At 64.0% G+C, this 24,626-nt stretch carries 23 protein-coding genes; 11 read left to right on the plus strand and 12 right to left on the minus strand.

The annotated features are described in order from the left end of the window. Window positions 1-161: 161 nt before the first annotated feature. Both F4827_RS20620 and F4827_RS20625 read right to left on the minus strand, forming a co-directional pair. Complete coding sequence (locus F4827_RS20620) at window positions 162-1,205, minus strand: alpha/beta fold hydrolase (RefSeq protein ID WP_183726525.1); 1,044 nt, start codon at window positions 1,203-1,205, stop codon at window positions 162-164. A gap of 203 nt (window positions 1,206-1,408) precedes the next feature. Further along, the gene (locus tag F4827_RS20625; RefSeq protein ID WP_183726527.1) at window positions 1,409-2,815 is read right to left on the minus strand and encodes an amidase family protein; all 1,407 of its coding nucleotides are present in this window, start codon (window positions 2,813-2,815) and stop codon (window positions 1,409-1,411) included. 96 nt (window positions 2,816-2,911) lie between these two features. Between F4827_RS20625 and F4827_RS35460 the strand changes: the two genes are divergently transcribed. Both F4827_RS35460 and F4827_RS20635 read left to right on the plus strand, forming a co-directional pair. Further along, complete coding sequence (locus F4827_RS35460) at window positions 2,912-3,337, plus strand: DUF4148 domain-containing protein (protein WP_260184623.1); 426 nt, start codon at window positions 2,912-2,914, stop codon at window positions 3,335-3,337. An 88-nt stretch (window positions 3,338-3,425) separates the two neighbouring features. Further along, window positions 3,426-3,848 (plus strand): organic hydroperoxide resistance protein, encoded by a 423-nt coding sequence (locus F4827_RS20635; RefSeq protein WP_183726531.1) that lies wholly within the window; start codon window positions 3,426-3,428, stop codon window positions 3,846-3,848. A gap of 105 nt (window positions 3,849-3,953) precedes the next feature. Here the strand turns inward: F4827_RS20635 and F4827_RS20640 are convergent, their stop codons facing one another. After that, window positions 3,954-5,063 (minus strand): P1 family peptidase, encoded by a 1,110-nt coding sequence (locus F4827_RS20640; protein ID WP_183726805.1) that lies wholly within the window; start codon window positions 5,061-5,063, stop codon window positions 3,954-3,956. Between the two features lie 66 nt (window positions 5,064-5,129). Then, a complete protein-coding gene (locus tag F4827_RS20645) occupies window positions 5,130-6,548 on the minus strand; it encodes an APC family permease (protein ID WP_183726533.1) in 1,419 nt (472 codons plus the stop codon). 132 nt (window positions 6,549-6,680) lie between these two features. Here F4827_RS20645 and F4827_RS20650 point away from each other — a divergent pair, with 132 nt between their 5' ends. Further along, the gene (locus F4827_RS20650; protein WP_183726535.1) at window positions 6,681-7,484 is read left to right on the plus strand and encodes a LuxR C-terminal-related transcriptional regulator; all 804 of its coding nucleotides are present in this window, start codon (window positions 6,681-6,683) and stop codon (window positions 7,482-7,484) included. A 192-nt stretch (window positions 7,485-7,676) separates the two neighbouring features. Here the strand turns inward: F4827_RS20650 and F4827_RS20655 are convergent, their stop codons facing one another. The 3 genes from F4827_RS20655 to F4827_RS20665 form a co-directional block, all read right to left on the minus strand. Next, window positions 7,677-9,578: a feruloyl-CoA synthase gene (locus tag F4827_RS20655; protein ID WP_183726537.1), complete on the minus strand. Its 1,902-nt coding sequence runs from the start codon at window positions 9,576-9,578 to the stop codon at window positions 7,677-7,679. Between the two features lie 134 nt (window positions 9,579-9,712). Beyond that, the gene (locus F4827_RS20660; protein ID WP_183726538.1) at window positions 9,713-10,540 is read right to left on the minus strand and encodes a p-hydroxycinnamoyl CoA hydratase/lyase; all 828 of its coding nucleotides are present in this window, start codon (window positions 10,538-10,540) and stop codon (window positions 9,713-9,715) included. Between the two features lie 197 nt (window positions 10,541-10,737). Next, the gene (locus tag F4827_RS20665) at window positions 10,738-12,387 is read right to left on the minus strand and encodes an ABC transporter substrate-binding protein (protein ID WP_183726540.1); all 1,650 of its coding nucleotides are present in this window, start codon (window positions 12,385-12,387) and stop codon (window positions 10,738-10,740) included. A gap of 283 nt (window positions 12,388-12,670) precedes the next feature. Here F4827_RS20665 and F4827_RS35465 point away from each other — a divergent pair, with 283 nt between their 5' ends. The 5 genes from F4827_RS35465 (at window position 12,671) to F4827_RS20685 (ending at window position 15,248) form a co-directional block, all read left to right on the plus strand. Beyond that, complete coding sequence (locus F4827_RS35465) at window positions 12,671-12,805, plus strand: hypothetical protein (RefSeq protein ID WP_260175337.1); 135 nt, start codon at window positions 12,671-12,673, stop codon at window positions 12,803-12,805. Window positions 12,806-13,062: 257 nt separating this feature from the next. After that, window positions 13,063-13,932 (plus strand): mechanosensitive ion channel family protein, encoded by an 870-nt coding sequence (locus F4827_RS20670; protein ID WP_183726542.1) that lies wholly within the window; start codon window positions 13,063-13,065, stop codon window positions 13,930-13,932. Between the two features lie 124 nt (window positions 13,933-14,056). After that, complete coding sequence (locus F4827_RS20675; protein ID WP_183726544.1) at window positions 14,057-14,431, plus strand: phage holin family protein; 375 nt, start codon at window positions 14,057-14,059, stop codon at window positions 14,429-14,431. Further along, complete coding sequence (locus tag F4827_RS20680) at window positions 14,428-14,736, plus strand: hypothetical protein (protein WP_183726546.1); 309 nt, start codon at window positions 14,428-14,430, stop codon at window positions 14,734-14,736. The genes F4827_RS20675 and F4827_RS20680 overlap by 4 nt, the downstream gene beginning before the upstream one ends. Before the next feature lie 116 nt (window positions 14,737-14,852). After that, entirely contained in the window at window positions 14,853-15,248 is a 396-nt protein-coding gene (locus F4827_RS20685; protein ID WP_183726548.1) for a hypothetical protein, read from the plus strand. Here the strand turns inward: F4827_RS20685 and F4827_RS20690 are convergent. The 4 genes from F4827_RS20690 to F4827_RS20705 all read right to left on the minus strand — a co-directional run bounded on the left by F4827_RS20690 (window position 15,245) and on the right by F4827_RS20705 (window position 19,850). Beyond that, window positions 15,245-16,243, minus strand: coding sequence for a 2-hydroxyacid dehydrogenase (locus F4827_RS20690; protein ID WP_183726550.1), 999 nt, complete (start codon window positions 16,241-16,243; stop codon window positions 15,245-15,247). The two genes, F4827_RS20685 and F4827_RS20690, sit on opposite strands and share 4 nt — an antisense overlap. A gap of 37 nt (window positions 16,244-16,280) precedes the next feature. Next, a complete protein-coding gene (locus F4827_RS20695; protein WP_183726552.1) occupies window positions 16,281-17,873 on the minus strand; it encodes an aspartate:alanine exchanger family transporter in 1,593 nt (530 codons plus the stop codon). Between the two features lie 210 nt (window positions 17,874-18,083). Beyond that, window positions 18,084-18,740 carry a glutathione S-transferase family protein gene (locus tag F4827_RS20700; RefSeq protein ID WP_183726807.1) on the minus strand — a complete coding sequence of 219 codons (657 nt, stop codon included), beginning with the start codon at window positions 18,738-18,740 and terminating at the stop codon, window positions 18,084-18,086. Window positions 18,741-18,815: 75 nt separating this feature from the next. Continuing rightward, window positions 18,816-19,850: an acyltransferase gene (locus F4827_RS20705; RefSeq protein WP_221303748.1), complete on the minus strand. Its 1,035-nt coding sequence runs from the start codon at window positions 19,848-19,850 to the stop codon at window positions 18,816-18,818. A 283-nt stretch (window positions 19,851-20,133) separates the two neighbouring features. On the opposite strand from F4827_RS20705, the gene F4827_RS20710 reads away from it, so the two are divergent. Further along, entirely contained in the window at window positions 20,134-21,066 is a 933-nt protein-coding gene (locus tag F4827_RS20710) for a hypothetical protein (protein ID WP_183726556.1), read from the plus strand. Between the two features lie 310 nt (window positions 21,067-21,376). Further along, window positions 21,377-22,348 carry a LysR family transcriptional regulator gene (locus tag F4827_RS20715; protein WP_183726558.1) on the plus strand — a complete coding sequence of 324 codons (972 nt, stop codon included), beginning with the start codon at window positions 21,377-21,379 and terminating at the stop codon, window positions 22,346-22,348. Window positions 22,349-22,432: 84 nt separating this feature from the next. Here F4827_RS20715 and F4827_RS20720 read toward each other — a convergent pair whose 3' ends face one another. Further along, window positions 22,433-23,725, minus strand: a complete 1,293-nt coding sequence (locus F4827_RS20720; protein WP_183726560.1) for an NAD(P)/FAD-dependent oxidoreductase — start codon at window positions 23,723-23,725, stop codon at window positions 22,433-22,435. A gap of 167 nt (window positions 23,726-23,892) precedes the next feature. Between F4827_RS20720 and F4827_RS20725 the strand changes: the two genes are divergently transcribed. Continuing rightward, window positions 23,893-24,552, plus strand: a complete 660-nt coding sequence (locus F4827_RS20725) for a TetR/AcrR family transcriptional regulator (RefSeq protein WP_183726562.1) — start codon at window positions 23,893-23,895, stop codon at window positions 24,550-24,552. Window positions 24,553-24,626: the final 74 nt, after the last annotated feature.

Here is a 24,626-nt window from a genome sequence, read left to right on the forward strand (position 1 = left end):
GAACGGTTTTATGCCTTGCGCATCGCGAACCGATCCCCTACAGCGTATTTGACCATAGGATTTAATCCGGCACACTTCAAACGCGCATGCATAAAAAACGCCCGGATGTCCCGGGCGTCACACCTGCACCTTCAATCGGATTCCTTATCGTTTTACGCCAATCACAAATGCGTCACCTGTAGAATCGCTTCGGCGAATGCCTTCGGCGCCTCTTGCGGCAGGTTATGCCCAATTCCGCCAGTCAGATTGCGATGCACATACTTGCCGGTGAACTTCTTTGCATAGGCCGCCGGTTCCGGATGCGGCGCGCCGTTCGCATCGCCTTCCATCGTGATGGTCGGCACTGAAATCGTGGGGCCGGACGCCAGGCGCTGCTCGATCGCATCGAGCCGCGATTCGCCCTGCGCGAGACCCAGCCGCCAGCGATAGTTGTGAATTACCACCGCCACATGATCCGGGTTCTGGAACGACGCGGCGGTACGCTCATACGTTGCATCGTCGAAATTCCACTTCGGCGAGGCCAGTTGCCAGATCAGCTTGTTGAACGCATCGCGGTTCTCCGCATAACCTTGCGCGCCGCGTTCGGTCGAGAAATAGAACTGATACCACCACTGGAATTCGGCCTTCGGCGGCAAGGGGTTCTTGTTCGCCGCCTGCGAGCCGATCAAATAGCCGCTCACCGAGACCAGTCCCTTCACGCGTTCCGGCCACAGCGCCGCGATGCAGTCCGCCGTGCGGCCACCCCAGTCGTATCCCCCCAGAATCGCCTGGTCGATCTTCAGCGCATCCATGAGCGCGACGATATCCACGGCAGTCACCGCCTGCTGACCGCTGCGCGGAGTGTCGGCGGAAAGAAAGCGCGTCGAGCCATAGCCGCGCAGATACGGCACGATCACGCGATAGCCTGCTGCGGCCAGCATAGGCGCGACTTCGACAAAGCTATGAATGTCGTACGGCCAGCCATGCAGCAGCAGCACCGGCTGACCGTTCTTCGGCCCGGCCTCTGCATAGCCCACGCTCAGCACGCCCGCGTCGATCTGCTGGATCGGCCCGAACGATACGTTGCCGCCCGTGCGCGAGTTCGACGCGGAACCGTCCGTGGACTGCGCGTGGGCGAGGCTGCTCAGCCCCAGGTCCGCGAGGCTCAGGCTCGCCAGCGTGGTGCCCAGAATCCGACGACGGCGGACATTGACGGGATCTGACATGACGCATTTCTCCTTATTGATCGCCCGGTATGGGCCACAGCCGGAATGCCCCGGCCTCGATAGCGCGAATAAACGCTTCAGCGTTTTTATATCGGAAGCGCGCAAACGCCGTGTGTCCCAATGTATCTGGCCGCCGTACATACACACGACGAATCAAAATCGCCGCAAAAGCGCATTTGAAGACGCTTCAAAGCCGCTTTAAATCAGCCTCGGGCGCGCGGTTCGACCGGCGATGCAGGCACCCCGCGCGCTTCGATATCGCGGCCTGCCAGCAGACAGAGATCCTCGCGATGATGCGCGGCGACGATCTGCACGCCCACCGGCACGCCGTTCACCAGACCGGTCGTGACGGCCAGTCCCGGCAGCCCCATCGCGGGCAACGCACGCAGCGTCAGTTGCGCTTCCCAGACGCGCTCGAAGCCCTCCTTGCCCTGCATGTCGAGATCGCTCGCGAACGGCAGTTCCGCCGATACCGGCATCAGCACCACGGCGAACTGATCGAGGAACAAACGCCATTGGCGCGTGAGCGTCGTGCGGCGCACCAGCGACTGGCTGACGACATCGGCGGGCAGACCGCGTACTTTCTCGCGCGCCGCTGCGATCACCGCCGCTGCGCCCGGGTCGCCGTCCTTCTCCACCGCATTGACGAGCGCCTCGAAGCCGTCGCCCAGCCACAGGCGTTCCTGCAGCAGCGCGGCTTCGCGAATCGACGGTACGTCGTCGATCTCCTCGACTTGCCAGCCGGCGTCGCGCAGCCGCCTGGCCGAATCGCGCAGGGCATCCTCGACTGCCTTGACGGTCTCAAGCCCGCCCGGACGCACGCACAGCGCCGCGCGACGCGGCACTTCCGGACCATCCACGGGCAGCGCCACATACCAGGGATCGCGCAGATCAGGCGCGGACAGCGCCACCAGACCCAGGCGCAGATCTTCGATGGTGCGGCCCATCGGCCCCGCTGCCGACATCAATTGCGCGCCGATCGCCCGTTCCGGCGACGACGCGTTGAAAGCCGGCACCCGGCCCAGCGTCGGGCGCAGCCCGTGAATGCCGCACGCATAGGCCGGGTAGCGCACCGACCCACCGATATCCGTGCCCAGCGCCAGTTGACCGATGCCCGCAGCCACCGCCGCCGCGCCGCCTCCGCTCGACCCGCCCGGGGTGAGCGACGGATCGCGCGGATTGAGCGTGCGGCCATGCACCTGATTCGAGGTGAACCAGCGCAGCGCGAAGGTGGGCGAGTTGGTGCGGCCCAGCAGCACCGCGCCCGCACGCACGAGGTTGTCCACCGCCGGGCTGTTGGCCTGGGCGATGAGATTCTCCTGCGCGTGCAGGCCATTGGTGGTCGCGAAACCCGCCTGATCGACGTTGATCTTGGTGGTGACCGGCACACCCGCAAGCGGCCCCGGGTCGTCGCCGCGCGCAAGCGCCTGATCGACGGCATCGGCCTGTTGCAGGACATCTTCCCGATGCACGGCGACCACGGCATTGATGAGGGGATTCACCGCGTCGAGACGCGCGAGCGCCGATTGCGCCGCCTCGCGCGCGCTCACTTCACGCGTCTTGATGCGTTTCGCCAGTTCCGCCGCTGTCAATTGCCAAAGTTCAGACATATTTGCTCCGTGATGAGTGACTGAAGTTCCGTTTCGCCTGGGGGCGAACGTGGTGGATGCGATTGAAGCAGCCGCCGGTATCTGGATTGTGTCGCTATGTATCCGCGCCTGGCCCAGATACAGGGAATTGCAATTAAGCGCGATTACGAAACACGCCAGATACGTCGGCTCGTTTTAATGCATCAACGCCGAAATCTGCCGGGCGCGAGCCCTCAGGATCAACCGGTTGCTGTCTTTATCTACCGCTTCAAGGAGAACGTCATGCAAGTTTCGAAGATCGTTTTTTCGCTCGCCGCTGTCGCCGCATTCGCTGCTGCATCCGCTTCGTTCGCCGCCGTGCCGGCCTCCGTCGATAGCGCGGCGCAGGCTGCTGTGCAAGCGCAAACACAGACGCCGAACTGGACGCCGGCGCAGCAAAACGCCGGCACGAAGATCACGCGCGCCCAGGTTCGCCAGCAGTTGGTCGACGCCGAACAAAACGGGCAGCTCGACGCGCTGCGCAGCCTGTATCGCGGCAGTTAATCAATACGGTTAAGTCCGTCAATCAACCACCAGGCATAACCGCGCCGATCCCCGGCACGCCTCGCCTCTAATCTACAAGGAAATCATCATGAGCAACGCAGAGCAAGTCCTGTACACCGGCAAGACCCACACCACCGGCGGCCGTGACGGCGCAACCCGCAGCGACGATGGACGTCTCGACGTCAAGCTCGCGCCGCCGGGATCGAGCGCGCCGGGCACCAACCCCGAGCAGATGTTCGGCGCGGGCTGGTCCGCGTGTTTTATCGGTGCGATGGGAAAAGCGGCGGCACGCCTGAAGGTGGCGCTGCCGCGCGACACGGCTGTCGATGCGGAGATCGACCTGGTGCTGCGTGACGAAGCGTATTCGCTGAGTGCGCGCCTGAAGGTGACGTTGCCGGGCGTCGAGCACGAAGTGGCGGAACAACTGGTCGAGCTCGCGCATCAGACCTGCCCGTATTCGAAGGCGACGCGCGGCAATATCGATGTGCTGATCACGGTGGCCGAAGTCTGAGGTTAGATAACAGCGTAAGGAAAGAATGCGGGGGCGCGCCAGATATCGTACGGAATCCGTATCGATAAGCGGCGCGCCCTCGCGCATACTCTCTTACGGGCCCGTTCAAATCCCCCGTCCCGGCCGCCACCCTACTTCCCGCAACGCGTCGACCAGCCGCGCCGCGCCCAGCGCCTCGACCTTCGCGCCACGCGAAACAACATCGCGTCCCGCCACCAGAGCGTTCACGATCGCTTCCTCGACAGCTTCCGCAGCCGCCACGAATAGCGCCGATATATGGTCGTTGTTGACCATCTTCATATCGCTGGTTGGCGTACCTTTATGGCCATAGTTCGCCGCTGGCAAGCCGCGATTGCCTGTCGCGAAAGCCAGAAAGATATCGCCGCTGGAATCCTCCGTGCCGCCGCCGACTCGCGCGAGACCCACGCCCGCGCGCTGCGCGAGCCGTGTGCATTGGTGCGGCAGCAAAGGCGCATCGGTGGCGATCGTGACGACGATCGAACCCATGCCCGGCTCGCCCTTTGCGTTCGCCTCACGAAACGGCGAATGCACATGTCGCAGCACTTCACCTACCGGATAGCCCGCCACTCGCAGCATCTCCCGCACGCCATAGTTGGACTGCACGAGCACGCCCACGGTCCAGCCGCCGGCATCCGCATCGAGCACCCGTGAGGCGGTGCCGATCCCGCCTTTGAACTCATGGCAGATCATGCCCGTGCCGCCGCCCACGCCGCCCTCTTCGACCGGCCCGCTGCGCGCCGCGGCAAGCGCTTCTCGCACGTGCGCGGCACTCACATGTTGCGCCCAGATGTCGTTCAGTAGTCCATCATACGTCTCCATCACGACCGGCATGCACCAGTAAACGCGATCGCGTGCGCTGTCCCGTTCGGCGGCGATCAAGGCATCGCGCACCGCGCCCACGCTATGCGTGTTCGTATAGGCGATGGGCGTGGTCAGCAGGCCCGCTTCGCGAATCCATTCGAGGCCTGTCGCGTCGCCGTTGCCGTTGAGGACGTGCACGCCCGCAAAGCAGGGATCGTCGTGCGCCGCGCCCGCGCGCGGCTCGATGATCGTCACGCCGGTGCGTACCGATGCATCGCCGTTATCGGTTTCGAGCGTGCAATGTCCGACCCGCACCCCCGGCACGTCTGTGATCGCGTTAAAACGGCCCGGCTTGCCGAGTCCGATACGGATGCCGAGTTCCCTCGTGCGCATCATGTTTGTCCTCCGATATTGCAGTCTCAATTGCAGTGTTGTTTGCGCTTCAATTCGATATACGGCTCAAAGCGCGCGGAACGTTTCGCTGCGCCGCGCGCAGGCCGCATACATCACCAGCGCGGCAACCAGCAGGGCGCCGATAATGTAGAGATCGGCAGGCCGGGTGGCGGTGGCAAGCGTCGTATAAAGCGTGTAGCCGGCACCCGCGATAGCAACCAGCGGCGTCACCGGCCACCAGGGCATACGATAGTGATGCTCGACATCGCGGCGCACGAGACGGCTCGCCAGCGCCGCCAGCCCCACCACCAGATACACGAGCAGCAGCAGATCCACCGTGAAAGCCGTCAACTCGTCGAGGCTCGATACGAACACGAGTCCCGCCGAGGGCACTGCGAGCGCAAGCGTCGCGAGCCACGGTGAATCGAAGCGCGGGTGGATGGTCGAAAACGCGCGATTGCAGCCACGCGGCCAGAGCGCGTGACGTCCGCTGCTATAGAGCAGACGTCCCATCGTGATGACGATGGCGATGATCGCGTTGAACACGGACAGAAAGATGCCACCGCTCACCACGCGCGAGAGCGTCGGGTTGCCGAGTTCGCGCACGACATAGCCAATCGGATCGGCGCTCTTCGACAACTCGCTGAGCGAAGGCGCGCCCAGCACGATGGCAATCAGCGGCACCAGTTCGACCACCAGGATCACGAGCAGCGAATACATCACCGCGCGCGCGACATTGCGATTGCCGCCGCGCAGGTCTTCGGCGAGAAACACTGCCGATCCGAAGCCGTTGTAGCAGAAAATCGCCGTGCCGATGGCGGGTACGATGGCCGCGGCGGTGGCCGGAATCAGCGCGCCGCCGCTGGCGACGAGCGGATGCATCAGCGCCGCCGCACTGCGATGCGGCGCGCTGAACCCCAGCCCCGCGATCAGCATCAGCACGCCGATTTCGACGACGAGAAACGCACCCGTGATCCAGGCGTTGGTCTTGATGTTGAGCATGCCCAGCGCATAGCTGAGCAGCACGATGGTGAGTGCGACGGACTGATTGCCGAACTGCGTGCCCAGCGCGTTGTTGAGGTAAGGCGCAGCGCCGCTCGCCAGCACCGCCGGAATGAACACGCTGACCGCCAGCACCGTAACGAAGGTCAGATAGCCGGGCAAGGTGCCGAACACGCGTTTGGCCATCACATATTCTCCGCCCGCGCTGCGGTGAGCGGCGCTGAGCTCCGCGTAGCAGAGCGCGAAGGCAAAGGCCAGCACGCCGCCCAGCAGAAACGACATCACCGCGCCGCTGCCCGCCTGCTGGATCGCGAACGGCGCAATCACGAAGATCGAGCTTGCGGGCGTGACACCCGAGACGGTGATCATCACCGCATCGCGTACGCTGAGCGACTGCGTGAGCGTGCGTCCCTCACCGGCCGGCGTGCCTTGAGTATCGGACGACGATTGCATCGCGCCCGTGGATTCCGACATCATCTTCATCCTGCTCTCCTATGCTGCGCTTTTTTGAACGCCCATACTCGGGGCCACAGATTGCGTAGCAGTCTAGGAAGCCATTTTTTTGGCCGCTATTCCCATTTTGGGTTACGCCCTTGCGGTGTCGACAGACAGGATATGGATCGACTCTTTACGGAAATCGCGATGCATCAGGCGCTCGGGCGCGTGCTGGACCATCTTGGTCAGCCGCGTTTCTGGCGCTTCCTCGTGCTGCTGCTCAACGCGATGGCGCCGTTCGACAACGCGCTGGCCACCGCCATCGGCGCAGATGGCGTCCCCATTGTGCTCGACGAATACGATACGGGCGGCAGCGACACGCCCTCGCCGGTGCCGCTCTATCTCAACGGTCTCTATCTGCTAGATCCGTTTTTGCAGGCGGGCCACGACGGCCTCGCGGACGGCTGCTACCGGCTGGAGGAAGTCGCACCCGACCTGTTCCGGCAGAGCGAGTATTTTCTGAGCTATTTCCGCGATGCGGTTGGCGAGGATGAAATCCAGGTGCTGGTGCGTGCGCAGCCTGACGTGCTGCTTTCGCTGTCGATGGGTTCGGCTACGCGCTTCGATACGGAGCCGCTGGGCAAGCTCACCGCCGCGCTGCCATGGGTGCTCGCTGCCATTCGCCAGCACTGGCGGCTGGCAGGCGACGCGGCGCGCATCGTGCCGGGCGCCGCCGATCTGGGCGCACGCGTGGAAACCGCGCTTGGCCGCTTTGGCGCGGGGCTGTTGACCGAGCGCGAGATGGCGATTGCGCGCATGGTGCTGCGCGGCAATTCCTCGAAGGCGATTGCCGAACGGCTCGCGATTTCGCCGGAGACGGTCAAGGTGCACCGTCGCCACCTCTACACCAAACTCGGGATTTCCACGCAGCCCGAGCTGTTTTCGCGTTTTATCGAAGCACTGGGCGACGATGCCGCGCACTAGAACGTTGGCGCCGGGGTCCCAAATCGGCGCAGTCGGATCGGCGCGCAAGCGTCACGTACAGCTTAGCTGCGGCTTCGGTGGAACGAAATCCGCAGGCGGACTGTCCGCTTTGGCAGTCATCGACTGCCCAGGGCAGCGCGTCATGAACGCAGAGGCGAACAGTCATCGGCATGCCCCTGTCATTCGGCATCCTTATGAATGTTTCATGGCTAAGCCGCGCGCGTGCAAGTACAACACATCGGGATCGTCCGCGGCGGGTGCGTGCATCGCTTCGACCAGTGCGTCGCGATGCTGGAGCACCGCGTGCTGATTGATCGAGCCTTTATCGGTGATCTCGCCCAGATCGAGCGATGGCGGTGCCGCCAGCAGGCGCAGACGCGCGATCGTCGTGGCACTGCCCGTGGCGCTCATATTCAGACGCGTCATCAGATCCGCAAAAAAGTCGCGCACGGACGGCGCGGCCAGCACATCCGCCGCACTCGCGTTGCCTTCGAGCTTTGCCAGCGCACGGCAGGCATCGAGGCGCGGAAAAATCATCACGCCCACATCGTCGCGATTCATGCCGGTGATCACGGCGTCCTGCACATAGGGCGCGCCTTCGCTGATGATGCGCGCGCGCATTGGCCCGACGCTGACGAAGGTGCCCGACGCGAGCTTGAAGTCTTCCGCGATGCGTCCGTCGAAGGCGAGACCCAGTTCGGGCCGCGCCGGATCGACAAAGCGCACGGCGTCGCCGCTGCGGTAATAGCCTTCATCGTCGAACACATCACGGCGGTGTTCCGGCGATGCACGCCAATAGCCGCCCATCACGTTCGGCCCGCGAAACCGCACTTCCAGCTTGCCATCCACCGGAGCGAGCTTGACGAGGCAACCCGGCGCAGGCAGGCCGATATAGCCGGCGCGCGCCACCGGCCCGGTCGTGAACATGCACGAAGGCGCGGTCTCGGTCATGCCCAGGCCCGCCATGATGCGGATACGCTCGCCGCAATGCGCCAGCGTCACGCGTTCGAGCCTTTCCCAGGCGGCCTGCGAAAGCCCCGCGCCTGCGAAGAAGTACATCTTCACGCGCGAAAAGAAGCGCTCGCGCAGCGCGGCATCGGTTTCGAGCGCGGCGGTGAGCTCTTCCCACCCCTTGGGCACATTGAAAAAGACGGTGGGGGCGATCTCGCGCAGATTGCGCAGCGTCTCCTCGAATTTGCCCGCCACCGGCTTGCCGTCGTCGATATACAGCGTGCCGCCGTTGTAGAGCGCGATGCCCACGTTATGACTGCCGCCGAAGGTGTGATTCCACGGCAGCCAGTCCACCAGCACGGGCGGCTCGATGCCGAACTGGGGAAACGTCTCCAGCAGCATCTGCTGATTGGCGCAGAGCATGCGGTGCGTGGTGGGGACCGCCTTGGGCAGACGCGTCGACCCCGAGGTGAAAAGAAACTTGGCGATGGTGTCGCCGTTCACGCTCGCGTGGGCGGCGTCGGCTTGATCGGGCGGCGTGTCGAGCAACGCGGCGAAACGCGTGACGCTGGCTGCGCCTCGCAGCGGGGGTGCTGCGCTCACGCGCTCCACGCCTGCGGGTAACACCGCATCGAGTGCCTTCGCATAAGCGTCGATATCGTCGGCGAAAACAAGCCCTGGCGTCAGCACGTCGAGCACGTGGCGCAGCTTGCCGTAATCGCCCGAAATCAGCGAATACGCGGGAGAAACGGGCGCATAGGGAATGCCCGCCCACATCGCGCCGAACGCCATCTGCAGGTGTTCGATGCCGTTGCCAGAAAGAATGGCAATCGGGCGTTGCGCGTTCAAACCGCGCTGCAGCAGCGCCGCGCCGATCGCGCGCGCATCCTCCAGCATCTGCGCGTAGGTCACGCCGCGCCATGCGCCGCTGGCATCGCGCCGCGCCACCAGCAAGCGCCCGGGATGCTCGCGCGCACCGTGTTCGAGACACTCCGTCAAGCGCTCGGGATAAGCGCCCAAGGGCGCGCCCGCCTCCAGATACCAGCACTCGCCGCGCCGCTCGATACGCGGCGAGACGGAACCGATGGCGACGCCCCGAAATCCTGCGGGTGCGCCGCCTGCGTGGCTTTGGTCCGATTCCAAAACCTGTCTCCTTGGTTGTGCCGCCCGTGGTGCGTTTTTAGCACCTTTCAGCCTGGGCGGCGTGGCTTGTTCTTTCGCGGCGCGCGCTGCGCTGCTCGTGCGCGCCGCGTCGGGCGGACAGCGTAGAGAGCGCGTTAGCGCTTGTAAGCCTGCAGGCCCGGCTTGATGCTCTTGTCGTCCAGAAACTGCTTGAGCCCCTTGGCGCGGCCGCCCTCCGGATCGCGATAGTTGGCCTGATCGAGCTTGGCGTAGAGATAGTCCTCGTTCTGTTCCCACGTGAGTTCGCGGCTGCGCTTGAAACCATGCTTGGCATTGCGGATCACCACCGGATTCTTGTCGAGCAGTTTCGCGGCCAGCGCCAGCGTTGCCTCGCGCAATTGCGCACGCGGCACGCTCTTGTTGACGAGGCCCATCTGCGCAGCCTTTTCACCCGTGAACGTTTCGCCCGTCATGATGTAGTACAGCGCCTCGCGGTGGCCCACCGTATCGGCCATCGCCTTGCTGACGAGATTGCCCGGCGGAATGCCCCAGTTGATCTCCGAGAGCCCGAACACGGCTTCGTCGGCGGCGATGGCCAGGTCGCAAGCCACCAGCGGCGAAAACCCGCCGCCAAAGCACCAGCCATTGACCATTGCGATGGTCGGCTTCGAATACATGCGCAGCAGCTGCCATTGCCAGCGGCTGGCGTCGCGGCGAATGCGTTCCTGCAGCACGTCCGGTCCCGTATCGACTTCGCGGAAATATTCCTTCAGGTCCATGCCCGCGGTCCAGGCATCGCCCTCGCCGGTCAGCACCAGCACCTGCGCTTCAGGATCGAGTTCGACGGTTTCGAGCACGTCGATCATCTCCTTGTTGAGCGTCGGGCTCATCGCATTGCGCTTTTCGGGGCGATTGAACGCCACCCACGCAATCCCGCCCTGCACCGTGACATTGACCGTTTTCCAGCGACCTTCGTAGCTCATCGTGTCTCTCCGTTAGACCGTGCCGCACTTGCGGCTTGAAGTCAATTTACTATCAGGCTACCTGATATGTAAAGCGAAAAATTAGCGTGCTGGTAGAAACCCTGAACCAGCAGGAAGCGCGCTTTTTGCGGGGAGAAATGACAGACGACGCGGCAAGGCGCGTCGTCTGTGGGAACGAGAATCAGGCGCGCTGCGGACTACTGCACCGACACGCCATCAAATCGATGACTGCCGAGCGGCGAGAACACCAGCCCCTGGACGCGATTCGACACCGGCAGCGACACGATCGAATGTGCGATCGGCGTGAACGGCACCTGCTGCTTGAAAATGACCTGCGCCTGCTCGTAGAGCGCGGTGCGCTGCTGCACGTCGGAGTCGGCGCGGGCTTTCTCGATCAGCTTGTTGAAGGCCGGATCGCACCACTTCGACACATTGCTGCCATGCACGGCATCGCAGCCGAGCAGCGCGCCGAGCCAGTTATCCGGATCGCCGTTGTCCCCCGACCAGCCGTAGAGCAGCGCATCGTGCTCGCCACCCTGCTTGGCGCGACGGTTGTACTCGCCCCACTCGTAGCTCACGATCTTCGCGCGCACGCCGATCTTCGCCCAGTCCTGCTGGATCAGTTGCGCCATCAACTGCCCGTTGGGGTTATAGGGACGCTGCACCGGCATCGCCCAGAGCGTGATCTCGAAGCCATCCGGAAAGCCGGCCTGCGCGAGCAGCGCGCGGGCTTTCGCGGCGTCGTAGGGCGCGTCCTTGAGGCTCGGGTTATACGACCATTGCGAGGGCGGCATGGGATTCGACGCGATCTTCGCATTGCCGGCGAACACGGCCTGAATGATCGCGGGCTTGTCGATCGCCATATCGAGCGCGCGGCGCACCTCCACGCGGTCGAGCGGCGGGTGCTGCGTGTTATAGGCGACGAAGCCGACATTGAAACCCACGCCCGACACCAGCCGCAGCGACGGATTGCGCTTGACCACGTCGAGATCGGCGGGACGCGGGAATACCGAAACCTGGCACTCGCCGCTCGCGAGCTTCTGGATACGTACGGCCGGATCGGGATTGATCGAGAAAATCAGATGCGCGAGTTTGACGTCCTGCGGGCGCCAGTAATCGGGATTCGCGTCGTAGCGGATCAGCGCGTCCTTCTGGTAGGAGCGGAATACGAACGGCCCGGTGCCCACCGGCAGTTGGTTGATATCGGCCTCGCGATGCGCCGCGCTCAATTGCGCCGCGTATTCGGCGGAAAGAATCGACGCGAAACTCATCGCCAGATTGCGCACGAAGATCACGTCGGGCGTCTTGAGCGTGAAGCGCACCGTGTAGTCGTCGAGTCTGTCGATCTTCGCGATGTTCTTGTCGAAGCCCAGATCGCTGAAATACGGGAAGCTTGTGGGATACGCCTTGCGAAACGGCTGCTGCGCGTCGAGCATGCGGTTGAACGTGAACAGCACGTCGTCGGCGTTGAAGTCGCGCGTCGGGTGAAAGTACGCCGTGGTCTGGAATTTCACGCCATGCCGCAGATGAAACGTGTAGACGCGCTGGTCGGGCGAACTGTCCCAACTGGTCGCGAGACCCGGTTCGAGATCGAGCGTGCCGTTGCGAAACTGCACGAGTTCGTTGTAGATCGTGTCGGTGCTGGCGTCGAAGTCCGTGCTGGTGGTGTGCTGGCCGGGGTCGAAGCCCGCGGGGCTGCCCTCGCTGCAAAACACCAGGGTGCCCGTGGGTCCTTTGGGCGCGGCGTGGGCCGTGGTCGACAATGCGACGACGGCGGCTGAGCTGGCGATGGCGAGTGCGCTGAACGCGCGGGCAAAACGCCGCGGGCCTGATAGTCGGAGGAGCATGGTGAAGTCCGGATCGGATGCGTAAATCGTGGATTTTTCTGCGAAATCTGCACGATTTTGCGCACCCGCCGGCGCCTGAACCACCAATTTATCCGCACAACATTAGCAGCGAAGGTGCTAAAGCAAGCGACATGTCGCACCGGCGTTCGCGCTGCTTTGTCATTCCGGGGCCATATCCGTGCATGAGAATGTTGCATTGCCGCAAGTTGCCCTTGCATTCCGAGAAAGGGAACCTATAATAGGGAAAACCCTTAGGTAACTACCCTGGACTTTCGAGGACATCATGGCTGCGCTCATCGCTGCACTTTCGTCTAACGTCAATCAAGCTGTTGAGGCGCTTCGCCGCCTTGGCGTCAAGGCACTCAATCGCCACCTGGAATACTGCGAACTGCTCGCAGAGGCCCAGCGCCGCTACTAAGCGGCACGCGGACCGAGGGCGTCCGCCGCATTGATTCGTAGCCCTCGAAGTCGATTCAAAGGCTGTTGTAGCCGTATCACCGCACGCCGGAAGCGTCTGCTTCTGGCGTTTGCGTTTGTGGGTGCATTTGTGGGTGCGTTCGTCGTTGCGTCTAAGAAGCGCGCAGCCATACCGCGCCCGGTCGTTCCGGCCCCGCTCACGGGCACGCCGTCTGCTGCGTCTTTGCCATCGCAAAGTTGGCGCAGGTGGCCTGAACCATGGACGACTTCTTCAATCGACTGTTCCGACTGTTCCATTTGCAGCCGTCGCTACTCGCGACGGTGACGCACGACCTTCTCCATCTGATCGTCGCGATCCTGATCGTGGCGCTTGGCTGGTGGATCTCGAACCGCATCGCCCGGCTTTTCGCCAACATGCTCGCGCGCTCGCACGCCGAGCCGACTCTCGCACCCATGCTCGCAGGCATCGCCGCGTGGACCGTGCGGGTGATCGCGATCGTCGCGTCGCTCAGCGAAGTCGGCATCGCGACCGCCAGCGTGCTGGCCGCGCTGGGCGCCGCCGGTCTGGCCATCGGCCTCGCCCTGCAAGGCACGCTGCAGAACATCGCGGCCGGCATCATGTTGCTGCTGTTGCGGCCGTTTCGCGCCGGCGACGTGATCGAGGGCAGCGGCGCGGCAGCCGGCATCGTGCGCGAGGTGGGCCTCTTCACGACGCGCATCGAGCGCGGCGACGGCAACGACGTGTTCGTGCCGAACAGCCAGATCTGGAGCAATCCCGTCATCAATTACAGCAGCGGCGGCACCCAGCGTGTGGACGTGACGATCGATCTCGCCCGCCGCGATCAGGTCGATCCCGCCATCGCCGCACTCAAGAAAATGGTCGCCGACGAACCGCGCGTGCTGGCCGGAACCACGCTCGCGCCGAGCGTCGCAGTAGACAGTTATCCGTCGAAGGGTGGCGCGCGGCTGCGCATCGCCGCGTGGGTGCGCAACGCCGACGCGGCCTATGCCGCCGACGATCTGCGCGCCCACGCGCGCCACGCGCTGGCGAGCGCCGATCTGGCGGTTGCGGGTGCGCCCGCGATGCGCGAGAACATTGACAGGGACGCCGCGCTGTCACATTCGTGACGCGCCGACGTTGAGGTAGCAAAGCGGCGATGCCGCGCCGGGGGAAGTTGCGAGCGTTTCAAGCGTCGCGTATCGATGATGCGCGACCCCGCTGCCAGACAGCGCATTTCGCGGGAGGATGGCCATGTCGATGCAAACGAGGCTCGACCGCTGGCGCAATGTGTCGCGGTTCCTCATGACCCGCCTGGCGGATTACAGCGAACTGTTCGTGATCGAACTCGCCGAAACCCGCGCGCGCGTGATGCGGGAGATGCTCGCACTGGTGGCGCTCGCGGTGACGGTGCTGTTCACGTTGTCGTTCTTCTGTTTCGCGTTGATCGCCTCCGCCTGGAACACGGCGTATTTCCTGATCGTGGTGTGGGGCATCGCCGCGGCCTGGCTGTTGCTCTCGCTGGTGGCCTTGATGATGCTGCGCTCGCAGCGTCATGTTCAATCGTTCGGCATCCTGAAGGATGAAATCCGCGCCGATGTCGAAACGATCAAGGAGGCGCTCAAATGAATCACCGCACCCGCCTGCGCCGCGAACATAAAGCCGCTGTGCTGGCCCGCATGGAACGGGCACGCACGCAACTGCTCATCGCCAATATCGGCTTGCGCCTGGGCCAGTATCCCGCCGGGCCGCACGTTAACGCGCTCTCGCTCACCAACCTGCGCCATGCGCTGGCTGCCGCGCCGCGCGTCACCCTGCTCGGCTCGGCTGTGTTGGGGACCGTGGTATTCGGACCCAAACGGGTTGTACCGATGCTGGCGCGCACGGGCTTGCTGGGATGGGTTGCGCGCAATGTGCGCCTGCAGGGACGTTGAACGCTCGGTCGGCTCGTCGCTTTGCGCAGGAAGCCGGACTGTCGTGGTGTAGCATTTCACACAGAAACGAGGGCTATCATCCCCTCGCCGCCAGGCCCGCTCCCGGAGACCGCCCGATGCCCCTCGACTGGAAACGCCGGATCCGCCTGTTCGTGCAGCGTTTCTGGCAACCCACCAGCGCCTGCATGACCTGCATGCCCGGCAGCTGGAGCAACATCATGAGCGCCGCGCACTGGGCGCTGGCTTTCAAGACCGGGCTCTTCACCGGCCTGCTGGCCGTGCTGCTCACCTTCACGCCGCTGGCGAAGCTTTACTCGAACCGCTACGGCAACGCGCTCGTCATGGGCGCGCTCAGCGCCATCGGCGACGCCTATTCGCACCCCAGCCACTATGCCTTTCCCGAAGCGCTGCTCACCGGCACGGTTTCGGGGCTGATCACGCTGGCCGCCTCGTTTCTGTTCGAAGACCGCGCGCGGCGGCTGCGAGCTGCCTGGAAACGCCTGGCCGGCTAGGCGTCCACGCTGATTTCGTTGCTCAGCGGCTGACCGGTTTCGAACTCGGTGATGCTGCGCAGCGTGGTTTCGCAGATCGTCGATACGGCCTCGCGCGTCATGAAGGCTTGATGCCCCGTTACGATCACGTTGGGAAAAGTCATCAATCGTTGCAACACGTCGTCGTCGACGATGGTGCCCGAGAGATCGCGGAAGAACACGTCGGCCTCCTGCTCGTAGACGTCGATTGCGAGACCACCCAGTTGCCCGCTCCTGAGCGCGCCAATGACCGCTTCCGTATCCACCAGACCGCCACGGCTGGTGTTGATGAGGAGTGCGCCGCGTTTGGCGCGCGCCAGCGTATCGGCGTTGATGATGTGGTAAGTCTGCGGCGTCAGCGGGCAATGCAGCGAGACGATATCCGCATTCATGCCGATCGCGCCGTCGGTCGCATAGCGCCCGCCCAGCGCCTCGAATTCCGGCGTGGGATAGGCGTCGTAGCCAATCACCTCGCAGCCGAAGCCAACCATGATGCGCGTGAAGGCGCGGCCAATCTTGCCCGTGCCGATCACGGCAACGGTCTTGCCGCACAGGTCGAAACCCATCAGCCCATCGAGCGCAAAATTGAAATCGCGCGTGCGGTTATAAGCCCGATGGACTTTGCGGTTAATCGCCATCAGCAAGGCCACGGCATGCTCGGCCACCGAATTGGGCGAGTAATCGACCACTCGCACCACCTTGATTCCCAGTCGCGCGGCAGCCTTCAGGTCGACGTTGTTGAAGCCGGTGCAACGCAATGCGATCAGCTGCGTACCGCCGCGCGCCAGCGTTTCGAGGATGCGGGCATTGGCCTTGTCGTTCACGAAGATGCAGATGCCGCGATAACCCGCCGCCAATCCTACGGTATCCTCATCGAGTGGATCGTCCAGATACCTGAGGCGATGCCCTTGCTGTGCATTGGCCGCGTCGAGAAACTGGCGATCGTAAGGCTTGGCGCTGAATACGGCTATTTCCATCTGCTTTCTCCGAATACGGGTTCATCGCGCCGTGCCGTCAATGCGTCATCAACGCCACGGCGATTTCCACGAAGAGAATCTTCACGATCGTCATCGAAGGGAAAATCATCGCATAACCGACGTCTGGAAGATCCGTCGGCGCCACGCGGTTTGCAAACGCCAGGATTGCCGGGTTGCCGGTCGCGCCGCTGATGACGCCCATCGTCGCGTCGAAGGGCAGGCGGAAGATCCAGAGGCAACACACGGCCGTGATAAGCAGCAACGCCAGCACGATGACGAGTCCGTAAAGCAGAAAGGCCACGCCCGTCGCGCCGACCGTGGCAAAGAACTTAGGTCCGGACGCCATGCCCACCTGGGCGAGAAAGATCGTCAGGCCGAAGTTGCGCAGCACCAGATTCGCGGTCAGCGGCATGGTCCAGACGAACGGCCCGAAGCGCCGCACCCGGCCCAGACACAACGCCACCAGCAACACGGCCGCAAGACCCAGTGTCAGTCTGCCCACGCCGGGAATCGGCACGGGAATCGCGCCAGCGATCAAGCCTAGCGCCGCGCCCACGCCAATCGAAATAAAGCCCAGTTCCGCCGTCCCTTTGATCGAATCGCCAAAGAACGCCCGCATGCTCTTCTGGTGGACCTGATTGACCAGCAGGCCCACCCGGTCGCCGAATTCGAGTATCAGTTCCTGGCCCGGCATCATATCGACGTCGCCGCGCCGGACATGCGCGATCGAACACGCCACGCCGTCGGGAAAACGCAGATCGCGCAGCGCATGCCCCACCACCAGGCGGCTGGACGCGAACACGCGCATATAGGTCAGATCCTCGCGATGATTGGTCATGCGTCCAGGCTGCAATTCGCCGCATAAGGCCGTGGCGTCGCGCAGCAAGGCCGGATCGGTGGCGGTCGCCAGCAGCACGTCGTCGGGTTGGAGAACCAGGTCGGCTAACGGCGTGTGGTTGTGATGGGCGCGGCGCACGGCGGCGATGAACACGCCTTGCGGCAGACGCTTGATGAGATCGGTGAGGGTGAGGCCCACCAGATCGGGATTTCTCAATGCGATCTCGGCGGATTCGATCAGCTTTGGCGCGGGGCGTTCGATTCTGGGCTTGAGCACCGCGCCCAGCGCGTACAGAAAGAGAATCGGCACAGCCACGCCAAACGGATACGAAACGCTATACCCCACTGCCGCGCCATCGCTTTTCAAGGCCGCTACGGCGGCCTGCAGGCTCGCCGTGCTGGTGCCGGAGCCGGCGAACATCCCCAGCGCCTGGTCCAGCTTCACGCCGCACAGGGGAATCAAGGCGATCGAGACAAACCCCGCGCCGATCACCCCAAGAATGGCGGCGGCGTTGGCCTTGAGTCCGTCGGCGCTGCTCAGCCCCTTGAAGAACTGTTCGCCGTACTGGATGCCGATGCCGTACAGAAACAGCAGCAGGCCGAGCGTGCCGAGCAGCGGGGGCGGCGCAGACTTCGGCACCCAGCCGCCTATCGCCAGCCCGACGAACAGCACGGCGCCGGATCCAAGCGACACCCCTTTGATATTCAGTTCGCCCACCACATAACCGAGCGCCACCGTCACGAAGAGCGTCAGCAGAGGCTGGGCTTCGAGCAGCGTCTTGATCGCGTCCATCCAGACCACCCTTTTTTGCAGAGTTGGAGGGCTACTGTTGCGTTTGCATACGTCGGCCAGCGGCGCTCGTGCAATTTCGCGGCGCTTTGGCCAATCACGCAATCCGCAGCTTTAAATTGTCTGCCATTATTCCGCGCCCCGCGTTTGCAGCGCGCCAAACTGCCCGGCGGCGCTCAGGATACGTCGAAGGTTATCTAACCCCGCAGCGCGTCAATCGCGATCCGGCGCGCCCAGCGGGAACAGTGGCCGATAAGGCCGCGCCTCTTGTACCGCACGCGCGAACGAAGGCCGCGCGAGCAGCCGCTCGCGATACGCGCGCAGCGTGGCGAATTCCTCCGCAATGCGATGTGTCCAGTCCGCGTAAAACAGCGCGGGAGCCGCGGCGCAATCGGCAAGGGTGAACGCCTCGCCAGCGGCCCAGTTGCGCCCCGCCAGTTGTGCATCGAGCCACGCGTAGGCGAGATCGAGCTTCTGGGCCGCGTGGGCCATGCCCTCCACACGTTTCGCAACGTCGCCCGATAACGCGCCATCGACAGCACGCTGTACCGGCGTCATCACATGCAGATCGAAGAAGCGATCGAGAAAGCGCACGTCGAGCGCCGCCATCGGATCGGCGGGCAACAGGCGCACGGGCCCGGGATGCATGAGATGGAGATATTCGATGATGATGCTGGTTTCGGCCACATTGCGCGCGCCGTCCACCAGCAGCGGGAATTTACGCAGCGGCCAGCGTTGCAGCCAGTCCGCCGCGTGCGGCGAACCGGGTCCGATGACGCGAAATTCGAAGGGCGTGCCGTTCTCGTACAGTGCAACGAGCACCTTCTGCGTGTACGAAGAGAAAGGATGACCGTAGAGCGCGAGCGACATCTCGATACCTCCCATACCGCCTCGGCGGCAAAGCGAATAACGCGGTGACTGGCGATGCCCGCCAGCCTAACGCATTCACGCCGCGACGGGACGCGCTTGCGCTGTGGGGGCGGGTTTGAGACGCAGCGCCGGCGCTTCCACGCCGCGCCAGCTCACGAAAGCGATCGGCACGCAGATCGCCGACACGCAGGCGAACAACGCAAGCGGCGCAATCGAGGGCAGCCACAGCGCGAGTAGCTGCGTGACGGGCCAGCCGTACAGATAGAGACCGTATGAAAGATCGTCGCGCATGCGCAGCTTCTGCAGCAAGGGCGATTGACGCTGGCCGATGTAAAAGAGGCAGTAAGCGCCCAGTGTCACCGTCGCCGCGCGCATGACAGGCGCGGTTGCGAACAGCGCCGCGCCAAAACCCAGCAGCGCGAACACGGCAAAACGCCCGCGTAATGGCAGGCGCTCGCGCAGCAGATAAAAGCCCACGCCCGCCAGATAAAGCGAGGCAAACCAGAGCATGAAACCGGAGACGCCAAACAGCGCATCGCCCTGCTCGCCGCGCTGCATCGGCGCGCCGGCAATCGCTGCGGCATTGACCGCCACCGCGAGCAGGAGAATCGCCCAGCGGCGCTTCATCACGCCGCACAAACCCAGCACCGTCATCAGCAGATAACAGCGCAGCTCGAAGGTGATCGTCCACATCGATCCATTGACCGAGGGCACCGGCGAATTCGCGAACACCTCGGGCGTGCGCGGCTGGCGCAAGCCGATGAGATCGGCGAAAAACTTGTGCGCTGACCAGTCGCTGAAGTACTGCGCCGTGCTCGCGCCCAACGGCCCCACCACGAATACCGATAACACCGACGCCGCGATAAAGGCCGGATACAGGCGCAACGCCCGCTTTTTCAAAAACGCGAGCGCGCGTGGTTCATGCGTCCAGCTTTGCGCAGTCAGATAGCCGCTGAGCAGGAAAAAGCCGCATACACCGAGCGTGCCGACCGACATCCCCGCCCCACTTGCCTCAAGCGGGTCCTGATGGCGCAGCAGCTCAAACGAATGAGAAAAGATCACCCCGACGGCGAATAACAGCCGCAATAGATTGAAGTTATTTTTATGCACGCGTTTCGTCTTATGTTTGCCAACGTCCCCGAAGTCGGTGCGGACTATACCAGCGAATTGTTTCAGTTAAATCAGCTCTGTCGCGCGAAAAGAACAGGCGATAAAGAGGCATTGCACCTTTGCGGAATATCGGCTTTAAAAGCCGCTTAAAAGGCCGTTTAAATCGCCCGCCACAGCGCGACCCCCTCCTCCGGGGCACGGATTCTGCTCAAACGCTGTGCATCGGCCCGGCGCATTCGCACGACATAGCGCACGGCGCCCTCACCATAAGGAGGAGGAGTCCATGAATCAGACAGAACTGGGCGTGGGCGTGGCGACACCGCTCGCCGCAACACAGCACATCCTGCCGCGCGAAGCGGTTTCGTGGGGTGCGATACTCGCGGGCGCGGTCGGGATGGCCGCTTTCTCGCTGATCCTGCTCACGCTGGGCACGGGTCTTGGGCTCTCATCGCTTTCACCCTGGCCGGGCAGTGGCGCGCACCCCAAAACCTTCGGCGCGGCGGTGGTGATCTGGATCTTCGTGTCACAGATCATGTCCTCCGGGCTGGGCGGCTATCTGGCCGGACGCCTGCGCCGTCATTGGCCGAGCATCAGCGGCGACGAAACCCACTTCCGCGACACCGCGCATGGTTTTCTCGCGTGGGCGCTGGCGACGCTGCTAATGGCCGGGCTCCTCGCCTCGACGGCGGCGGGCATCGGCCGCACCGCCGCAGTGGCCGCCGCCGAAACCGGCATGCAGACAGCGGCGGGCCTGGGCGGTGTCGATCGCGGCAACGCCCAGACGGCGTGGCAGACCTGGCCCGTTGGCTATCTGATCGACGGCATGCTGCGCCCTGTCGCCGGCGCGGCCGCCCAGACGGAAACGCGCCCTGAACAGGCGCTCGCGAACGTCGCGCAGAAGCAGGAAATCGCTCGCATCTTCCTCAACACCCTGCCGTCGGGCAGCGCGCTCTCGCAGGAGGACACGCAGTACGTCGCGCAGATCGTGGCGCAGCAGACCGGGCTTTCGCCCGCCGACGCGCAAGCGCGCGTCTCCACCACCTATACGCGCCTGCAGGACAAGATGAATGCGCTCGACACGGCCGCTCGCGCCGCCGCCGATGAGGCGCGCAAGGCCACCATCCACGCCACGCTCTGGCTGTTCGTGTCGCTGTTGATGGGCGCTTTTGCCGCCAGCTATATGGCGACCGTGGGCGGCCGCCTGCGCGAATTCTGACCACGTTAGAGACCACCACAGCCCCGACAACTCCAGGAGACTGACATGCGTTCGATCCTTCTCTACATGCTTGGCGTGCCGATTCCGATCATCATCCTGATCGTGCTTTTCTGGCATTGACGGCATCGAAGACGGCGCGCCTGATTCACCGGTCGCGCCGTCGCTTTGACACCGCCCCCTCGTCCGCAGTAGAATTATTTCATCACGCGTTGAATATATAGGGCGCAACGGCTCGGGCCGCGCGCCACGCCCTATTCATCGCTGCGCCACCCGCGCTAATCCCGATGGAAACTCATAGAAGCGCAATCCAATGGACAAGCTGGGCAGCATGAAGATGTTCGTGGGCGTCGCGCAAGCCGGCGGTTTCGCCAAGGCCGCCGTGCGCGCCTCACTCAGTACCGCCGCCGTCTCGCGCGCGATCATGGATCTCGAAGCCAGCCTGCAGACGCGCCTGTTCAACCGCACCACGCGCCAGATCTCGCTGACCGAAGCGGGCCGCCGCTACCTGGAGCATTGCGAACGCATCCTCAATCAAGTCGATCTCGCCGATGCCGAGGCCATGGGCGCAGCCGCCCAGCCCAACGGACGGCTGCGCGTGCATGCGCCCGCGGGTTTCGGCCAGCACTATCTGACGCCGCTGCTTGCGCGCTACACGCAGCTATTCGAAGGCGTCTCGGTTGATCTGGTGCTGTCGCAGCGCACACCCGATCTGCTCGAAGAGCGTTTCGACGTGGGCATCGTGGTGGCGCAGAATCTGAAGGATTCGTCGCTGGTCTCGCAGCGCCTGGGCACGACGCGCGCGGTCCTGTGCGCGTCGCCGGCCTATCTGTCGCGGCGCGGCGCGCCCACCTCGCTCGACGAACTGGAAACGCACACCAGCGTGCAGATGTCGCTGCAGGATCAGCCTTCGCTGCCGTGGCTTTTCGAAGACGCCGAAGGCAACGAGCACGCAATACGTCCGCTGCGCGAAGCGCCTTTCACCGTGAATATCGCCGAAGCCCTGGGCGAAGCGATCCGCGCGGGCATGGGCATCGGCATGCTGCCGATTCCCACTGCGCTTCAAGGTCTGCGCGACGGCACGCTGGTGCAGGTGCTCCCGCACGCGCGCCTCAAACCGATCAACGTCCACGCGCTTTACGCATCGCGCCAATACCTGGACGCCAAGATCCGCACGCTGGTGGAATTCCTGCGCGATGCCGTGCCGCAACGCGTGGCCGAACACGAACAGGAACTGGGGCTATGGCATGCACGCTATGGCCGCACGGCGATGTGCCCGGCGTGAGCCAGAATCCCTGGTTACGCTAACGATTCAGGATCAGACGCCGCGCGCCATGACAAAGCATGGCGCGGCGTGTTGACATATCGATCAGGCCAGACGGATCTTCGGCTGCACCCAGCCGTTGATGCGCTCGGCGCTCCACAGCAGCGTCGCCTTGCGCCAGCCGTGCAATGCCTGCTGATGGCGGCGGTACAGCATCGCATGACTCAATTGCGCCAGCCTGCCGCGAATGAAGCCGCCACGGAAGAAGCCAAAACGCCCGAGCGTGCCGAACGCATCGTAATCGCTCAGCGAGACCAGCGAACCAAAATCATGAAACGCGAACGCGGGCAGCGGCTCGCCGGCGAGCCAGCCCGGCAGGTGGCGCGCGAGATATTCGGCCTGCTGCGTAGCGACCTGCGCGGTTGGCGCAAGCGCGCGTTCGGCCCCCGCGGGCGTGAGGCTGGCACAGTCGCCGAGCGCAAAGACATGGTCATCCTCCGTGGCTTGCAAAGTCGGTCCCACCACGATCTGGTTCGCACGGTTGGTGGTGAGGCCGCCCAGTCCGCGCAGAAAATCGGCGGCCTTCACGCCTGCGGCCCAGACCATCAGATCGGCCTGCGCCACCGAACCGCCGTCATAGACGAAACCCTGCGCGGTTGCCTCGGTCACGCGCGTGCCGGTCTTGACGCTAAAGCCGATCTTTTCGAGCTGATGCTGGCTGGACTCGGAAATATTAGGCGGAAACGCGCCCAGAATGCGCGGACCGCTTTCCAGCAGCGTCAATTGCAGACGCTCGCGCACCGTGGCGTCGCCATACGCGCTCGCCACTTCCAGCAGGCGGCTCAATTCGGCGGCCAGTTCCACGCCGGTTGCCCCGCCGCCGACGATCGCCACACGCAGCGCCTCGTCGCGCGCCACGCTGCGGAACGCACGCGCACGCAGCGCTTCGTTGAAGGTTTCGGCCTGCTTCTGGCTGTCGATGAAGTAACTGTGCTGCGCCACGCCCGGTACGCCGAAATCGTTCGCGTGACTGCCCAATGCAAGCACCAGCACGTCGTAGCTCACTTCGCGCGGCTCCAGCACCACGCCGCCATCGGTCGTGGTGAGCGCCCCCAGTTGCACGCAACGGCGCGCGCGGTCTAGCCCCAGCATCTCGCCGGGTTCGTAGGTGTAGCCGTGCTCCGCCGCGTGCGCGAGGAAGATCACCTGTTGTTGCTGGACATCGCGCGTGCCGGCCGCGATCGTGTGCAACATCGGCTTCCAGATGTGCGTGGGGCTTTTGTCGATCAGCCTGATGCGGGCCTTGCCCGCGCGGCCGAGCGTATCGCCCAGCTTCGTTGCCAGAAGGATGCCGGCGATGCCGCCGCCCACGATTACGATGCGTACCGGATTCGTCATCTTTAATTCAACACGCAATGAATAAAAGCCGATGGTAATCCCCTGGCGCGGCCTGTGTCAAACGACCTCATCCCTGCGCCGCCGCACACCTCATGCAGACCCCAGGCGGCAACGCCTGGACGCTCGGTTACACTCACGTCCATCGAAAAACGGAAACCAGTAAGCGCATGAAAGAGAAGGCCACTGCATCTCCAACGCCCACGCCAGTCAGGCGCGGTCGCGGGCGACCGGCGCAGCAAGCCTCGGTGGGCCGGGATGTGCTGTTGCGCAATGCGCGCAAGACCTTCGGCACGCGTGGCTACGACGCCACCAGCGTGCGCGAGATCGCACGCGATTCGGGCGTCGATCCGGCCTTGCTCGCGCATCATTTCGGCTCGAAGGACTCGCTGTGGGAAGCCGTGGTCGAGCAGATCGCCGAGCACGCGCGGCCGATGATCGACGCCACGGCGGCGCTGCGCGAATCGGAGCTGGACGCCAGGGCGCGCGTGGACCGCGCGATCGAGATCTATATCGACAAGGTGTTCGAGGAACCCGACGTGGGGCTGTTTTTCTCGACAGCGACAACCGAGGAAGGCGCGCGGCTCGACCTGCTGGTCGAACGCCTCATGCGGCCCTACTTCGACGTGATGGTGCCGCTACTGCAAGACGCCGCGCGACAGGGCGTGCTGAAGGTGAAAGATGCCGACGTGCTGTTCTTCGTGCTGCTCAACGGCGTGAGCAAGACCGTGGGCTACGGTCATGTGATGTTGACGGTTTCCTCGCTGCCCCGTAATCCGAAGAAGTTCAAGCGCGCCGTGCTGGAAACCACGCTCGCGCTGCTTTCCTGAGCGCGTTCGCGCCTCACCCTCCTCGCGCGGGCGCTTCACGCCCACCGCCCCGCGTCTTACCCAACTTTACCCAA

Source organism: Paraburkholderia bannensis (assembly GCF_014200455.1).
Taxonomy (GTDB): Bacteria; Pseudomonadota; Gammaproteobacteria; order Burkholderiales; family Burkholderiaceae; genus Paraburkholderia; species Paraburkholderia bannensis_A.

What these genes read in the sequence shown, in the direction of transcription:
- F4827_RS20685 (WP_183726548.1), top strand. Translation starts at nt 14,853, where the DNA reads ATGCCCCTCGACTGGAAACGCCGGATCCGCCTGTTCGTGCAGCGTTTC.
- F4827_RS20695 (WP_183726552.1), bottom strand. Translation starts at nt 17,873, where the DNA reads ATGGACGCGATCAAGACGCTGCTCGAAGCCCAGCCTCTGCTGACGCTC.
- F4827_RS20665 (WP_183726540.1), bottom strand. Translation starts at nt 12,387, where the DNA reads ATGCTCCTCCGACTATCAGGCCCGCGGCGTTTTGCCCGCGCGTTCAGC.
- F4827_RS20645 (WP_183726533.1), bottom strand. Translation starts at nt 6,548, where the DNA reads ATGAAGATGATGTCGGAATCCACGGGCGCGATGCAATCGTCGTCCGAT.
- F4827_RS20640 (WP_183726805.1), bottom strand. Translation starts at nt 5,063, where the DNA reads ATGCGCACGAGGGAACTCGGCATCCGTATCGGACTCGGCAAGCCGGGC.
- F4827_RS20625 (WP_183726527.1), bottom strand. Translation starts at nt 2,815, where the DNA reads ATGTCTGAACTTTGGCAATTGACAGCGGCGGAACTGGCGAAACGCATC.
- F4827_RS35465 (WP_260175337.1), top strand. Translation starts at nt 12,671, where the DNA reads ATGGCTGCGCTCATCGCTGCACTTTCGTCTAACGTCAATCAAGCTGTT.
- F4827_RS20725 (WP_183726562.1), top strand. Translation starts at nt 23,893, where the DNA reads ATGAAAGAGAAGGCCACTGCATCTCCAACGCCCACGCCAGTCAGGCGC.
- F4827_RS35460 (WP_260184623.1), top strand. Translation starts at nt 2,912, where the DNA reads ATGTATCCGCGCCTGGCCCAGATACAGGGAATTGCAATTAAGCGCGAT.
- F4827_RS20670 (WP_183726542.1), top strand. Translation starts at nt 13,063, where the DNA reads ATGGACGACTTCTTCAATCGACTGTTCCGACTGTTCCATTTGCAGCCG.
- F4827_RS20650 (WP_183726535.1), top strand. Translation starts at nt 6,681, where the DNA reads ATGGATCGACTCTTTACGGAAATCGCGATGCATCAGGCGCTCGGGCGC.
- F4827_RS20675 (WP_183726544.1), top strand. Translation starts at nt 14,057, where the DNA reads ATGTCGATGCAAACGAGGCTCGACCGCTGGCGCAATGTGTCGCGGTTC.
- F4827_RS20710 (WP_183726556.1), top strand. Translation starts at nt 20,134, where the DNA reads ATGAATCAGACAGAACTGGGCGTGGGCGTGGCGACACCGCTCGCCGCA.
- F4827_RS20700 (WP_183726807.1), bottom strand. Translation starts at nt 18,740, where the DNA reads ATGTCGCTCGCGCTCTACGGTCATCCTTTCTCTTCGTACACGCAGAAG.
- F4827_RS20715 (WP_183726558.1), top strand. Translation starts at nt 21,377, where the DNA reads ATGGACAAGCTGGGCAGCATGAAGATGTTCGTGGGCGTCGCGCAAGCC.
- F4827_RS20720 (WP_183726560.1), bottom strand. Translation starts at nt 23,725, where the DNA reads ATGACGAATCCGGTACGCATCGTAATCGTGGGCGGCGGCATCGCCGGC.
- F4827_RS20690 (WP_183726550.1), bottom strand. Translation starts at nt 16,243, where the DNA reads ATGGAAATAGCCGTATTCAGCGCCAAGCCTTACGATCGCCAGTTTCTC.
- F4827_RS20660 (WP_183726538.1), bottom strand. Translation starts at nt 10,540, where the DNA reads ATGAGCTACGAAGGTCGCTGGAAAACGGTCAATGTCACGGTGCAGGGC.
- F4827_RS20620 (WP_183726525.1), bottom strand. Translation starts at nt 1,205, where the DNA reads ATGTCAGATCCCGTCAATGTCCGCCGTCGTCGGATTCTGGGCACCACG.
- F4827_RS20680 (WP_183726546.1), top strand. Translation starts at nt 14,428, where the DNA reads ATGAATCACCGCACCCGCCTGCGCCGCGAACATAAAGCCGCTGTGCTG.
- F4827_RS20635 (WP_183726531.1), top strand. Translation starts at nt 3,426, where the DNA reads ATGAGCAACGCAGAGCAAGTCCTGTACACCGGCAAGACCCACACCACC.